General features: G+C 64.5%; 12 protein-coding genes. 9 read left to right on the top strand and 3 right to left on the bottom strand.

Features of this window, described 5'->3' with window-relative positions; all coding sequences use genetic code 11:
- Positions 1-72: 72 nt before the first annotated feature.
- The 4 genes from V7787_RS17400 (at position 73) to V7787_RS17385 (ending at position 3448) form a co-directional block, all read left to right on the top strand.
- Positions 73-786, top strand: coding sequence for a YceI family protein (locus V7787_RS17400; protein ID WP_336088767.1), 714 nt, complete (start codon positions 73-75; stop codon positions 784-786).
- Positions 783-1421, top strand: a complete 639-nt coding sequence (locus V7787_RS17395) for a cytochrome b (RefSeq protein WP_336088766.1) — start codon at positions 783-785, stop codon at positions 1419-1421. Before V7787_RS17400 ends, V7787_RS17395 begins: the two co-directional genes overlap by 4 nt.
- Complete coding sequence (locus V7787_RS17390; protein ID WP_336088765.1) at positions 1411-1965, top strand: YceI family protein; 555 nt, start codon at positions 1411-1413, stop codon at positions 1963-1965. The genes V7787_RS17395 and V7787_RS17390 overlap by 11 nt, the downstream gene beginning before the upstream one ends.
- A 1240-nt stretch (positions 1966-3205) precedes the next feature.
- Positions 3206-3448, top strand: a complete 243-nt coding sequence (locus V7787_RS17385) for an XAC0095 family protein (protein WP_336088764.1) — start codon at positions 3206-3208, stop codon at positions 3446-3448.
- Between the two features lie 734 nt (positions 3449-4182).
- Here the strand turns inward: V7787_RS17385 and V7787_RS17380 are convergent.
- The 3 genes from V7787_RS17380 to V7787_RS17370 all read right to left on the bottom strand — a co-directional run bounded on the left by V7787_RS17380 (position 4183) and on the right by V7787_RS17370 (position 5890).
- Positions 4183-5088 (bottom strand): hypothetical protein, encoded by a 906-nt coding sequence (locus V7787_RS17380; RefSeq protein WP_336088763.1) that lies wholly within the window; start codon positions 5086-5088, stop codon positions 4183-4185.
- Positions 5089-5250: 162 nt separating this feature from the next.
- Positions 5251-5658: a hypothetical protein gene (locus tag V7787_RS17375; protein WP_336088762.1), complete on the bottom strand. Its 408-nt coding sequence runs from the start codon at positions 5656-5658 to the stop codon at positions 5251-5253.
- Between the two features lie 4 nt (positions 5659-5662).
- A complete protein-coding gene (locus V7787_RS17370) occupies positions 5663-5890 on the bottom strand; it encodes a glutaredoxin family protein (protein ID WP_336088761.1) in 228 nt (75 codons plus the stop codon).
- Positions 5891-6084: 194 nt separating this feature from the next.
- On the opposite strand from V7787_RS17370, the gene V7787_RS17365 reads away from it, so the two are divergent.
- The 5 genes from V7787_RS17365 (at position 6085) to V7787_RS17345 (ending at position 13300) form a co-directional block, all read left to right on the top strand.
- Positions 6085-7488, top strand: a complete 1404-nt coding sequence (locus V7787_RS17365; protein ID WP_336088839.1) for an L-serine ammonia-lyase — start codon at positions 6085-6087, stop codon at positions 7486-7488.
- Positions 7489-7510: 22 nt separating this feature from the next.
- Positions 7511-8176, top strand: a complete 666-nt coding sequence (locus V7787_RS17360) for a hypothetical protein (protein WP_336088760.1) — start codon at positions 7511-7513, stop codon at positions 8174-8176.
- Positions 8177-8592: 416 nt separating this feature from the next.
- Entirely contained in the window at positions 8593-11457 is a 2865-nt protein-coding gene (locus V7787_RS17355) for a xanthine dehydrogenase family protein molybdopterin-binding subunit (protein ID WP_336088759.1), read from the top strand.
- Positions 11454-12029 (top strand): (2Fe-2S)-binding protein, encoded by a 576-nt coding sequence (locus tag V7787_RS17350; RefSeq protein ID WP_442965318.1) that lies wholly within the window; start codon positions 11454-11456, stop codon positions 12027-12029. Before V7787_RS17355 ends, V7787_RS17350 begins: the two co-directional genes overlap by 4 nt.
- Positions 12026-13300 carry a cytochrome c gene (locus V7787_RS17345; protein ID WP_336088758.1) on the top strand — a complete coding sequence of 425 codons (1275 nt, stop codon included), beginning with the start codon at positions 12026-12028 and terminating at the stop codon, positions 13298-13300. The genes V7787_RS17350 and V7787_RS17345 overlap by 4 nt, the downstream gene beginning before the upstream one ends.
- Positions 13301-13358 lie beyond the last annotated feature (58 nt).

The raw sequence follows: 13358 nt of genomic DNA, 5'->3' as shown, positions 1-13358 counted from the left end.
GATCGTTGCGCACGCCTCTACACGGGCTTGCGCGGCTATGCCTAGAATCCCCCGAACCTTGCCGGAGCTGCCATGTCTCTCACTCACCGCTGCGTCATCGCCCTGGCCGCGCTGCTCGCGCTGCCCGTGGCCGCGTCCGCGGCGCAAGCGGAGACCTACGGCTTCGACCCGGTCCACACCCGGGTCGCGTTCGCGATTTCCCACGCCGGCTTCTCCCAGGCCATCGGCACCGTGTCCGGCAGCGCCGGCACCCTCAGCTTCGACCGCGACGACTGGCGCAGCGCCAAACTCGACGTGCAGGTGCCGCTGACCCGGCTGGACCTGGGCGACGCGAAATGGAACAAGGCCACGCTGGCGTCCAACCTGCTCGACGCCAAGCGCTATCCGATCGCCCGCTTCGTCTCCGAGCGGGTCGAACCGGTCGCCGGCGACGCCGACCGCGCCCAGGTCTGCGGCCAACTGACCTTGCACGGCGTCACCCAGCCGCTGTGCATGGACGTCAAGCTCAACCAACTCAAGCGCCACCCGCTGCCGCCGTTCCACCGCACCGCCGGATTCTCGGCGACCGCGCGGCTCAGCCGCGCCGCGTTCGGGATCGACGCGTGGAAATCGGTGATCGGCGACGAAGTGGAACTGCGCATCGAAGCCGAAGCGGTGCGCGACAAATTCGTCGGCGCCGCGCCGCAAACCGGCGCGGCCGATCCGGCCGCCGACACCGATCCCGCTCTCGAACCCACCGATTCCACCGATTCCACAGCCAAGCCCGATCCGGAGCCCAGCCGATGACTTTGAAAAACACCCACGATCGCTGGGGCGCCGTGAGCCAACTGCTGCACTGGCTGGTGGTGCTGCTGATCGCCGCCATCGCCGTGATCGGCCTGACCATGGTCGACATGAGCAACGGACCGTCGAAGATCAAGATCTACGCCCTGCATAAATCGCTGGGCCTGACCTTGCTGACCCTGGTGGTGCTGCGCCTGCTGTGGCGCCTCTACGCCGGCGCGCCCAAACCGGTCGAAGGCACCCCGCACTGGCAGGAGCGCATCGCCTCGCTGACCCACTGGGCCTTGTACGCGCTGATGTTCGCCTTGCCGATTTCCGGCTGGATGTTCAACTCCTCGGCGGGCTACCCGCTGCAGTACTTCGGCCTGTTCAACCTGCCCAAGATCGCCGCGCGCAGCGACGATCTCGCCCAACTCAGCCACAAGCTGCACGAATACGGCTTCTGGTTGCTGCTGGCGCTGGTGCTGGCGCATGCCGCCGCCGCGTTCTACCACCACCTGTTCCAGAACGACGCCACCTTGACCCGGATGCTGCCGCGAGGCCCGCGCAGCCGCCGGGCCGAACGCGATTCGTCCCTCGACGACCTCCCTCCCGCCTCCTCCCCCTCCTCCTCTTCGGAGAACATCGATGCAGATTAAATCCCTCGCCCTGGCCGCGACCCTGCTCGCCGCCGCCGCGCCCGCCTTCGCCGCAGACTACGTCCAACAAAGCGGCTCGAGCCTGACCTTCGCCACCAAGTACCAGGGCGAGGTCTTCGCCGGCAGCTTGCCCGGCTTCACCGCGCGCCTGAGCTTCGACCCCGCGCAACTGGCGACGTCCAAACTCGACGTGGTGATCCCGATGGCCGGCGCCAACACCAAGAACGCCGAACGCGACGACACGCTCAAGGGCGTGGATTTCTTCAGCATCGCCAAGTTTCCGCAGGCTCGGTTCACTGCGACCAAGTTCCGCAGCCTGGGCGGAAACAACTACGCCGCCGACGGCAGCTTGAGCCTGCGCGGTGTGGCCAAGCCGGTGACGTTGAACTTCACCTGGACGCCGGGCGACAAGCCGGTGTTGGCGGGCAAGGCCACGGTCAAGCGCTTGGACTTCAATGTCGGTGGCGGCGATTGGGCCGATACGTCGATCATTCCGAATGAAGTGGCGGTGAGCACCAAGGTGGTGTTTGCGGCGGCGAAGTAAGCCGCGCGATCTACCTGTAGGAGCGGCGCGAGCCGCGACTGCGACAACTCGACAACGTCGAAGGTTTCGAAACACCTGCGTTGTCCAGCGCGTTGCAGAGCCGGATCGTCGTTACCGGATATGCAGCGGCGCTCGATTGATGCGCGAGTGATTGCATCGAACAGATGCGAATAAGTGCAAACAAAAACGCCGCGACTATCGCGGCGCTTTTTGTTCCGATGTCAGCAACAGCGCGACATCGGATTCACCAGCCATTGGAATCCCGAAAGATTCAGACTGGCGCTACATGACCCCAGAGCACCCGCCGTACAAATTTTTGATGTCCGCATCTAACGCAACGACAAAAGCCGCCTTCAAAGGCTTGCCACACCCACCCATCTGAGTGTGCAAAATCAACAAGTCTCCAGACTTGTAGTAAACAGTGTAACCCCCTCCTCCCTCATTAGATGGCCCTCGCACAAGGTAATAGCGCCCTACTAAAGGCAGTCGCGAGGCAGCAACCGGAAAGTTCTTCTGAAGACCTTCCTTGGACAGTGGAACAAACTGGCTGGAATCGAGCTGAGCCAGCGCTGCATCCAACTCTCCATCTTGTACTTGGGTGTACCTTGCAGTCGGGAGTTCATTCTTCGTGGATGGCGCGAATCCAACCGACCCCTGGACCCACGTCTCCGCAGTCGCAGGCGCTGGATCAACAGGTGACGCGCTTGCACATGCCGATAGAAAGAGAAAGGTAATTGCTGCGGTTGTTTTCATGGCCATCCCTGTCATGGTTGTCATTCTTGCCAGCGCTACTTTTTGTTCTTGCACCTCTGAGCACTGATGATCGCACCTCGGAGTCGTAGATACGTCGACGACATCAGAGCAACCCGAAGCGGGGCAGTGCAGATCAGTCAGTTTATATGGTGCCTTTCATCGAAGCATTTGCTGCATCTCAGCCAGAAACATCTCGCATCGCTTGTATTTCTCGCAACCACCCGTTGACAGCGGATTGTCCAACTATCAATCTCGACATCGGAGTTTAGAAGCTCCTCACAAACCGGATTCCACCTCCGTTACTTGGTGGTTTTTTTGCGCCTGCTTCGCAGGCGCACCGGCGTTTGTTTCATGCGTCGGGAGGGGGCTAATACAACACCCGCAAGGGGAATACGCCCACCGTGTTTGTGCGGCTTCTAACCTCCCGACATCCCGCCGGTGCATTCGCGCTGCGCGGGCCATCAATCCATGGACAAGGAACGCGCTCATGCCACGAAAAACCTCGCCCACACCGCTCACGCGGACCGTGGTCGTTCCTCTCGATACCTTCCTAGCCTTACAAGCCTTTCACGATGAACTGATCGGCATCGCCGGCACCATCGACCCGGCCACCGCACCCGCACCTGCTTTCGCTCAACGCGATCAATCCCGCCGCAGCGCCCTGGCTCAAGTGTTTTGGCTCTGGGCCGAGCAGATGGACCGCAACCTCAAGACCATGCGCCCGGCCTGATCCCTGCCCCACCCGACCGTCGTCTTCCGACACACCGGTCGCAGCCCAGTACACCGCAAACGCGGCGCTCGCCGTCCCAAGCCGGCCCCACTGGGGGCAGCCCCCGGCTCTTCTGGACCGATTCGCAAGCCGCTCGGCTCCAATGCCGTATCGAATCGCTCCGATGCCCGCGCTCGGCGCTCCAAGCGCAAGCCGCAGCGGACCAAGCGCAAGGCTTAAAGCTTCGAGCGCAAGCCGCAGAATCCCGACCTTGGCCTCTGACGCCTCGTACGCGACACCCAACGCCTTGCGCGCGACACTTTTTGCCTTGCGATCGCAAGCCAAAAAGCCTTGCGCGCAAACCCTACGTGCCGACCGCGAAGCATTTCGGCTTGCGGCCGGTATCGCGAGCCTCGCACGCAACCCGTTGCGCTTCGCGCTCGCAAGCCTTCGCGCTTTGCGCGCAAGCCCCGGCGTGCGCGGGCGAGGCCTTTTGTCTTGCCGCTGACTGTTTTCGGCTTGTGCGCAAGGCTCCGGGACGCCAAACCCGTCGCAGCCCTCGCTCGTGAAGCAGCGACGGTTATTTGGACCGCTGGCGACAAGCCCGTTACGAAAAGATGCCTCGGGATAGAACCGCCGGAGAAATACGCCAGGTGACTGTATCGCCAAGAATCGAGCCGTACCAAGCGCTTGCGGTCACAGAGAAAGGAAAGAGCCCGTTTTCCGGAACCTCCATTTACACAAGAAGACAGCGATCAGCTCTCAATCTGCTTCACGATTTGCTCAAAGGGAGCGAGAGCGATTTCGCACCATAGTGCGTCTGCCCTGACCATGACCTCTAAAGAAAGCGTGCTGTCATAGCGGCATCTCCGCTCAGATGCAATGCTTCTGACTCCCGACGAAAAGTGAAAAAACTTATCTTCGCCACTCGCTGAAGTCAGATAGCAGGATTTGTCGTAGGTAAGCAGTGGCCAATAGATAAGCGGCGAACGATATCTTTTATCAAGTCTGCAATCCCTGCCTAGCGTTACAACATCAGGCTCGATGACGACGGCATAGCTAGAGGAAAGTTGCTTTCGATAAATATTGACCTTCTGCTTCTTCTTTACGGCCTCAAAACCCAGCGCACCATAGGCGTCCGACATAACAGCATTGAACACTTCTTTGCGCAGGCTGATCGCCTCCTTGTCGAGCAATGCTATCGCCGGCTCCACATAGAGTCGGCAAACAGTTGACTGTTCTTCTAGCAGTGCTTTCTTCAAGGCCGGGACATGAGGCGCAATGAGAGCTTCATATCGCTCGTTGGACAAGTTGCGCAACGCGTCCTGCTTCAAAAAACTCGGAAGCCTAGGATCATCAAGAATGGTAAGCCAGATACTGTCTAGCTGGCTCTCATCTCCATTGAGCGCAATGGCGACTGTTGTGTCAATCTCATCTGCCAAGCCACGCATACGCATAAACGCTTCAAGGCTCGAGTGGGCTTCAATATCGGCCTCGTAGGCATTTGGGCCGTAAACGCTTCTGATGAAATCTATTTGCGCCTGCACACCCGAAAAACCTCTGTCTATGAACTGCCGATCGATTACGGCGCCGGAAACGGCGCCATAATTGGACCAGGCAGTAACGAGTGCTAGAGGGATTTCTCTCTTTAGTTCGCTCATATGCTGCTCTTACCGATTGAGATCATTGATCGCAAGGTCGCTTGGTGCTGAATGGCTTTCTAGAGGCAGCGGCGCGAGCCGCGACTGCGACAACGCAACTACGCCGAATTTTCGAGGTAACTGTGTTGTCCCGGTCGCGGCTCGCGCCGCTCCTACAGGGGCTCACGGCCAGTTCGAAAGCATCCGCGCCGAACGGGCGAGGATCCAACCGTCCAGGCCGTAGCTGGAACTCAGCCGATAAGCCTTCAAGCCTTCGCGCTCGACATAGGTCCGCGCGGCATCCAGATCATCGATCGCCCAATCGCCGCCAGGCCAACCATTACCGCGCATGCGCGGCCGGATCTGGTCCCATTCTTCTTCGATCAGCCGCGAGGCGGACGCTTCCTCCAAGTCCGACAAGATCGCCGGCAGCAGCGGCGCGTCGAAGCGATGCGCGTACACGCCCTCGAACTCGATCCGGAACGGCCCCGGCGCGCTGCCGTGATGCGGACGCAGCAACAAGCTCAGCCGCCGCTCCTCGCCATCGACGCGATAACCCACCAGCAGACTGTCGTGCAGACCGGCAAACATCGCCTCAACCCGCTCCCAGCCACTCAGCCACCCGCCCCGCATCGAACGGCCAATCCAACTCCACCCCCCGCCCCTCATCGCGCAACACCGGTACCCGCGCCCCATAGCGCGCCTCCAGCGCCTCATCCTCATCGATGAAAACGCTCTCGAACTCGGGCGCGCGCGCTTGCGCCAGCACCTCCAAGGCCAGGTCGCACAGGTGGCAGTCGTCGCGTTGGAACAAAGTCAGCACAGTCCGGTCCTGCTAGGGGCGGCGTCAATGCGCCGTGGTATGGCGGGAAACCAGGTCCGCGGCCGTAAACACGGCGCGGGCGATGGCAGGTCGCGCGTAGAATATGCGCCTTCTCGCCCCCGCGGCGCGGACCCTGGGTCCGGCCGCGCGGCACGCCAGCAATGTCCGACCCCTTTCGTTGGAGCAGCAAGCCCGTGGCAGTCAGCACTTTCGACCTGTTCAAGATCGGCGTCGGTCCGAGTTCTTCGCATACCGTCGGCCCGATGCGCGCGGCCGCGCGCTTCATCGAGCGCTGGCTTATCGAGGGCTGCGGCAACGGCGAGGCCGGGGCCGATCTGGCCCGCACCGTGCGCGTGCGCGCGGAGGTGTTCGGCTCGCTGGCGCTGACCGGCCGCGGCCACGGCACCGACAAGGCGGTGTTGATGGGCCTGGAAGGCCATTGGCCGAACCAGATCGATCCGGACATCATTCCCGAGGCGCTTGAACGCATCCGCAAGAGCAAGCGCATCCGTTTGTTCGGCCAGCATGAGATCGGCTTCGATGAGAAGCACGATCTGATCATGAACAAGCGCCAGAAGCTGCCGTTCCACACCAACGGCATGCGCTTCACCGCCTTCGATGCCGACGGCGGGGTGATCGCCACGCGCGATTACTACTCGGTCGGCGGCGGCTTCGTGGTCAATCAGGATGAGGCGGCCGAAGACCGCATCGTCGCCGACACCACCGATCTGCCCTATCCGTTCCATTCCGGCGACGAACTGCTCGCGCAGTGCCAGCGCAGCGGCTTGAGCATCGCCGAGCTGATGATGGCCAATGAGCGGGTCTGGCGCAGCGATGAAGAAATCAATGCCGGCCTGGACGAAATCTGGGCGGCGATGCAGTCCTGCGTGACCCGCGGCATCCGCGAGACCGGCACTCTGCCGGGCGGTCTGCATGTCTCGCGGCGCGCGCCGGCCTTGTTCGCCGAATTGTCGGGCAAGCCCGAAGCGGCGATGCGCGATCCGCTGACCGTGCTCGACTGGGTCAACCTGTACGCGCTCGCGGTCAACGAAGAAAACGCCGCCGGCGGCCGCGTGGTCACCGCGCCCACCAACGGCGCGGCCGGCATCATTCCGGCGGTGCTGCATTACTACGATCGCTTCTGCCCCGGCGCCAATCTGCAGGGCGTGCGCAACTTCCTGCTGACCGCGGCCGCGGTCGGCATCCTGTACAAGGAAAACGCTTCGATCAGCGGCGCCGAAGTCGGCTGCCAAGGCGAGGTCGGCGTGGCCTGTTCGATGGCCGCCGCCGGTTTGGTCGGCGCGCTCGGCGGCAGCGCCAGCCAGATCGAGAACGCCGCGGAAATCGGCATGGAACACAACCTGGGCCTGACCTGCGATCCGATCGGCGGGCTGGTGCAGATTCCCTGCATCGAGCGCAACGCGATGGGCGCGGTCAAGGCGATCAACGCCTACCGTATGGCGATGCGCGGCGACGGCAAGCACAAGGTCAGCCTGGACAAGGTCATCAAGACCATGCGCGATACCGGCCGCGACATGCAGGACAAGTACAAGGAAACCTCGCGCGGCGGTCTGGCGGTCAACGTCATCGAGTGCTGAGCGCGGGCCGCGCGCGAGCCGAATGAGCGAACCGATCCGCCATCGCGATAGCGGCCAATGGTTGAGTTCGTTCGCCAGCCGGATCGAGGTGTCGTGCCCGCGTTGCGGCCGCGCCGGCGCGGTTCGCGCGGTTTGGGCGGATCGGCAATGGACCGCGGTCTTCGTCTGCGGCCAGTGCGGCCTGGACGCGCGCAGCGAACGCAGCGATTGGTGGGGCAAGTTGCGGGTGACCGGTCGCCGGCCCTGTGGTTATTGCGGCTACCAATGGCTCTGCGTCGATCGAATCCGACCCAGCGCCGGCAACTGGCCGATCGAAGTCCGCGATTGGCTGGCGACCGCACTGCCCGAGGCGATCGCGGTGGATTGCCCGCTGTGCAAGCGCGCCAGCAACGTCGCCGTCGAAGCGCGCCGCGAGCGCGACCGCGAAGGCCACGACCCGCATTTCGGCATGCCGCTGCGCTTGATCGAACGCACCCGCGCCGGCTTGCTGTGGGCCTACAACGCCGAACACATCGATGAGTTGCGCCGCTATGTCGCCGCCGACCAGCGCGAACGCCGCTGCGCGACGCCCAACAAAACCATGATCTCCCGCTTGCCGACCTGGATGAAGCTCGCGCGCCATCGCGCGCTGATGCTCAAGTCCCTGGACCGGCTGAGCGCGCGCCTGGACGAATCCGCCAGCGCATGAGTCCGGCCCGCTGCATCGTTCTGCCCGGTCGGGACGGCGGTGGGACATCGATGCTGCGTTGCGGCAAGAGCAAGTGCCATGTCTGTATTTTTAGCCGGCGAAGACCGCGTAGTCGCTGCGGCAGCCAGCTCCAGACCCATTGCATCGAAATCCCGGCACCGCACTTCCTGCTGCAAGCCTGCCCCGACGCCGCCGCGCAGGCGATCCGGCGATGGCTCGATAAGTCCGGCTGAAACCGGCCGGCTCGGCGCGCCGCAGCGGATCACTTCTTCCGCCGTCGGCATGCTCCGGCCTCAACCGCCATTTGCCGCAACGGCACGCGCGCTGTGCTGAGACCATCGTCGCGCTCGACTTCACTGGGTTTTCGCTGGTTTTATGCGCCACTATGGCCGCAGAGCCAGCCGGAGTTTCCGCCCATGCCAGCCCGCTTGAGCCGTCGCGACTTCCTTAAATGCAGCGTGGTCGCCGGCATTTCCGTCTACGTCGCCACGCCCGGCAGCGCCGCGCTCGCGGCCTTGTTCGAAAAAGAACGGCTGCGGCCGCTGCCCTGGGATCCGGCCACCGGCAAAGTGCGTTACCGCACCGACGCCACCGCCAAGGTCAGCGGCGAAAAAATCTTCAGCTACGACATGCGTTCGCGCGATCTGCCCGGCTGGCCGCGCGAACAAGCCCACGCGATGCTGCTGCGCGCGAACCGCGCCGACCGGATCTACCAAGGCTTCGACTTGTCGGTGTTGCCCGCCGATCTGCAACCCGACCGCATCGTCACCGCCGCCGATCTGGCCCGCGACGGCGTCGCCTTCCCCGCCTTCTACGGCGAAGACATGCTGCTGCCGGAAGGCAAGACCCCGGCCTATCTCGGCCATGCGGTGGCCTTGTTGATCTGGAACGACTTCGCCCGCTTCCGCGCGGCCAAGAGCCGGCTCAAGTTCCGCGAGCGGAACATCCGCTGGGGCGAGAGCACCGGGCCGCTGGAGCGCGCGCCGTGGGCGACGTTCCGCTATGTCCGCGTCGGCGGCGCCGATGCGTTCGCCGACGATACCTATTCCAGCTACAAGGACACGGTGCTGTTCCCGACCGGCTACAAGAAGCACAACCCCGAATGGGTCGTCGGCGATGCCGGCGGCAAGCTCGATGCGCAGGGCGTCGCCCACGCCGATGCGATGGCGGCCGAACTGGACCGCGCCGAGCCGGGCAAGTGGACGATCGAACGCGAGTACTTCTCGCAATCCATCGACACCGCGGCGATGGAGCTGGACAACGCCAACGGCTGGTTCGACGCCGCCACCGGCACCTTGCATCTGGTCAGCGCCACCCAGTCGCCGAACGAAATCGCCGAACTCGGGCCGCCGATGCTGGCCGCCAGCCGTTTCGGAGTGAAGCGGCTGGTGCTGCATCCGTGCTACACGGTCGGTTACGGCTCCAAGGATCACAACCCGTTTCCGTTCGTCGCGCTGATGGCGGCGTTGTATGGCGACGGCCGGCCGGTGCGTCTGGCCAACGACCGTTACGAGCAGTTCCAGTCCAGCCTCAAGCGCCACAGCTTCCGCATGCATTACCGGCTCAGGCTGGACCGCGCCAGCGGCAAGTTCGAAGTGTTTCAGGGCCGCATGCTCGGCGACGGCGGCGGGCGCATGAACTTCTCGCCGTCGGTGTGTCTGGTCGCGGCGACCGCGGCGCAATCGATCTATTACTTTCCGCGCAGCGATCTGAGCAGCACCGTGATCGCCTCGCGCGCGCTCGACGCCGGTTCGGCGCGCGGCTACGGCACCCTGCAGAGCATGGGCGCGACCGAGATGCTGATCGATGAGATCGCCGCCGAACTCAAGCTCGATCCGATCGAACTGCGGCTGCGCAACGTGTTCGCCACCGGCATGAAGAACACCCAGGGCGCGATTCCCGGCGGCGCCCAGCGCGCCGACGAAGTGCTGCGCAAATCGCGCGAACACCCGCTGTGGACCGGCCGCGCCAAGCGCAAGGCCGAATACGAGGCGGCCCATCCGGGCAAGCGCTATGGCGTGGGTTTCGGTTGCGTGCAAAAGGATTTCGGCACCGGCGGCGAGGCCGCGTTCGCCGAGGTTTCGATCGATCCGCAGGGCCGAGTGCTGCTGCGCCATACCGGCATCGAGATGGGCACCGGCATGGCCACCAGCCAGGCCGTGGTCTGCGCGCAGTGGTTAGGCCGGCCGGCCGACGAGGTGCTGACCGGCGAAACCGATTGGTCGCAGTTGCCGATGATCGCCACCGACGATCCATGGCTGATGTCGCAAGCCACCCAGGACGCGCACGTCGGCAATCCGCGCTGGACGCCTAACTACGCCAGCCCCAGCAGCGCCAGCAATTCTTCGTATTTCTTCAGCCACGCCACCCGCGAGGCGGCGCGGTTATTGTTCACCCAGGGCCTGTGGCCGGCGGCGTTGGCGATCTGGGGCCAGGGCTTCGGCGGCGGCCAGTTGTCGCCGCTGTCGGTGCGGCGCGAGGACGCGCGCTGGGTCGAGGGCAAACTCACCGCGGGCGGGTTGACCCCGCTGCCGATGAAGCAGTTGATCGAAAAGGCCTACGCCGCGGGTTTGGCCACCGGCGCGGTGGTGCATTACCTCAACCGCTGGCAATGGGCCGAAGCCGAATTTCCGCTGCCCGGCGACACGCGCCTGCCGCTGGACGGCGTCGCGCTGCGCTGGGGCAACGGCAACGGCGGCGGCCTGGGTACGGCGACCGCGCACGGCTACCGCATCATCGAACGCACTCGCGTGGAGTACCCACCGGTGCAACGCAACAACGCCGGCGTGGTGTATTACAGCGCCATCGGCACCATCGCCGAGGTCGCGGTCGACACCGCCACCGGCAAGGTCGATCTGCTCAACCATCATTCGGTGCTCGAATGCGGCACGCCGATCGTCGCCGAGTTGGTGTCGAGCCAGCTGCAAGGCGGGTTGGCGATGGGCATCGGCCATGCGCTGCACGAATTCTTGCCGCTGTACGAAGGCGGCCCCGGCGACGGCGACTGGAACTTCAACCGCTACACCCTGCCGCGCGCGCGCGACGTCGCGGTGTGGCGGCAGACCGGCGAGGTGTTGCCGCCGATTTCGGCGACCGATCCGCCCAAGGGCATGGCCGAGGTGGTGATGATTCCGATCGTTCCGGCCATCGTCAACGCCATCGCCCACGCCACCGGCCACCGCTTCCGCGAACTGCCGGTGACCGCCGACAAGATTCTGGCCGCCTACGCGGCCGCCGACGCCGCTCCAGCCACCGCCGCCAAGCAGGAGACCGAAGCATGAGCGCCTCCAGCCTGCGTCTGATTCCGCTGTCGTTGACCATCAACGAACGCAAGCACGGCCCGATCGACGTGCCCGACGACATGATGCTGGTCGATGTGCTGCACGAATACCTCGGCCTCACCGGCACCCGCTTCGGCTGCGGCCAGGGCGTGTGCCGCGCCTGCACGGTCATCGTCGACGACGAACAAGGCCCGCGCGAGGTGCGCAGCTGCATCACCGGCGCGCACTACTTCAACGGCAAGCGCATCCGCACGGTCGAGGGCCACGCCAAGCACGATGAGACCGGCAAGCTGACCGAGCTGTCGCCGGTGCAGCAGGCGTTCCTGGATCACTTCAGTTTTCAATGCGGCTATTGCACCCCCGGCTTCGTCAACGCCGCGACCGTGCTGTTGGAGCGGTTGGCCAAGCACAAGGCGCCCAGCTACACCCGCGAGCAAGTGCGCGAGTTGGTCACCGAGGCCTTGAATCCGCATCTGTGCCGTTGCACCGGTTACGTCCGCTATTACCAGGCGGTGGAGCACCTGGTGCTGATGCAGGTGAAGTTGACCGGCGACGAGGAGACCTCGCGATGAGCAAGCGTCGCTGGAAACGCCGGATTCTGTGGCTGGTGCTGATCGTGCTGGCGTGGCTGGCGATCGACTGGCTGATTACGCGCTGGTATCACCGCGGGCCCGCCGTACAGGTCAAGGCCGAGCCCGCACAGATCGAACGCGGCCGTTATCTGGTCGCCGCGGCCGATTGCGCCGCCTGCCACACCGCCGACGGCGGCGCGCCGTTCGCCGGCGGCGTTCCGCTGGCCTCGCCGTTCGGCACCATCCACGGCACCAACATCACCCCGGACGCGGAAACCGGCATCGGCCGTTACAGCGCCGATGAGTTCTTCCACACCATCACCCGCGGCGAAGCGCGCGACGGCCATCAGCTGTACCCGGCGATGCCTTATGTCTCCTACAAGACCATCGCCCGCGAAGACAGCGATGCGATCTACGCCTATCTGATGACCCGGCCGGCGGTGAAGCAGGACAACCGCGCCAACGGCGTCGGCTTCCCGTTCAATATCCGCACCGGCATCCATGCCTGGAACTGGCTGTTCGCCGGCGCGCAGGCCAAGCCGGCGTCGCAGGGACAATCGGCGGCGTGGAAGCGCGGCGAATACTTGGTCGAAACTCTGGGCCATTGCGGCGAATGCCACAGCCCGCGCGGCTGGCTGGGACAGGTCGACCGCGACAAGCCTTTGAGCGGCAACAACCGTCTTGGCCGTTTCGCCGCACCCGACCTCACTCCCGCCGGCCTGGGCGCGCGCGGTTGGAATCGCAAGAGCTTGCATGCGTACCTGGCCACCGGCGTGGCTGCACCGGCGGTGGCGTCGGATGAAATGCTCAAGGTGGTGAACCTGTCGACCAGCCGGCTCAAGCCGGAGGATCTACAGGCCATCGTGGTGTATCTGACCGGCGACGCACCCATGCCCACCGACGCCGCCGTGCCCGCCGTCGCTACTGCCGACGCCTCGCCCACGCGCGATCGCTATCTGGCGCTGTGCGCAGGCTGTCATGGCCGCGACGCGGGCGGCGTGCCGCATGTCGCGCCGCCCTTGCACGACAACAGCGGCTTGCGCGATGCCGATCCGCACAATCTGATCGTGGCCATTCTCGACGGTCTGCCGGAGCACGACTTGCCCGGTCTGGAGCGGATGCAGGAGATGCCGGGCTTTGCCGATCAACTCGACGATGCGCAAGTGGCCGAGCTGGCGCAGTGGCTGCGCGGGCGCTACGGCGGGCAGGCGGCGGCGGTGACGGCCAAGCAGGTGCGGGAGTTGCGCGAATCGGGGGAGGATCGGCATTGATTCGGGGGTCGGCCCGGTGATTCATGGATCGGGCGGGGAGGAGCAAGATCAAAATGGA

The organism is Pseudomonas sp. CGJS7 (assembly GCF_036961695.1).
The sequence above is the reverse complement of the archived record's forward strand: the minus strand, read 5'-3'. Positions and strand labels throughout refer to the sequence as shown.

What these genes read in the sequence shown, in the direction of transcription:
- V7787_RS17350 (WP_442965318.1), top strand. Translation starts at nt 11,454, where the DNA reads ATGAGCGCCTCCAGCCTGCGTCTGATTCCGCTGTCGTTGACCATCAAC.
- V7787_RS17395 (WP_336088766.1), top strand. Translation starts at nt 783, where the DNA reads ATGACTTTGAAAAACACCCACGATCGCTGGGGCGCCGTGAGCCAACTG.
- V7787_RS17345 (WP_336088758.1), top strand. Translation starts at nt 12,026, where the DNA reads ATGAGCAAGCGTCGCTGGAAACGCCGGATTCTGTGGCTGGTGCTGATC.
- V7787_RS17400 (WP_336088767.1), top strand. Translation starts at nt 73, where the DNA reads ATGTCTCTCACTCACCGCTGCGTCATCGCCCTGGCCGCGCTGCTCGCG.
- V7787_RS17375 (WP_336088762.1), bottom strand. Translation starts at nt 5,658, where the DNA reads ATGTTTGCCGGTCTGCACGACAGTCTGCTGGTGGGTTATCGCGTCGAT.
- V7787_RS17390 (WP_336088765.1), top strand. Translation starts at nt 1,411, where the DNA reads ATGCAGATTAAATCCCTCGCCCTGGCCGCGACCCTGCTCGCCGCCGCC.
- V7787_RS17360 (WP_336088760.1), top strand. Translation starts at nt 7,511, where the DNA reads ATGAGCGAACCGATCCGCCATCGCGATAGCGGCCAATGGTTGAGTTCG.
- V7787_RS17355 (WP_336088759.1), top strand. Translation starts at nt 8,593, where the DNA reads ATGCCAGCCCGCTTGAGCCGTCGCGACTTCCTTAAATGCAGCGTGGTC.
- V7787_RS17385 (WP_336088764.1), top strand. Translation starts at nt 3,206, where the DNA reads ATGCCACGAAAAACCTCGCCCACACCGCTCACGCGGACCGTGGTCGTT.
- V7787_RS17380 (WP_336088763.1), bottom strand. Translation starts at nt 5,088, where the DNA reads ATGAGCGAACTAAAGAGAGAAATCCCTCTAGCACTCGTTACTGCCTGG.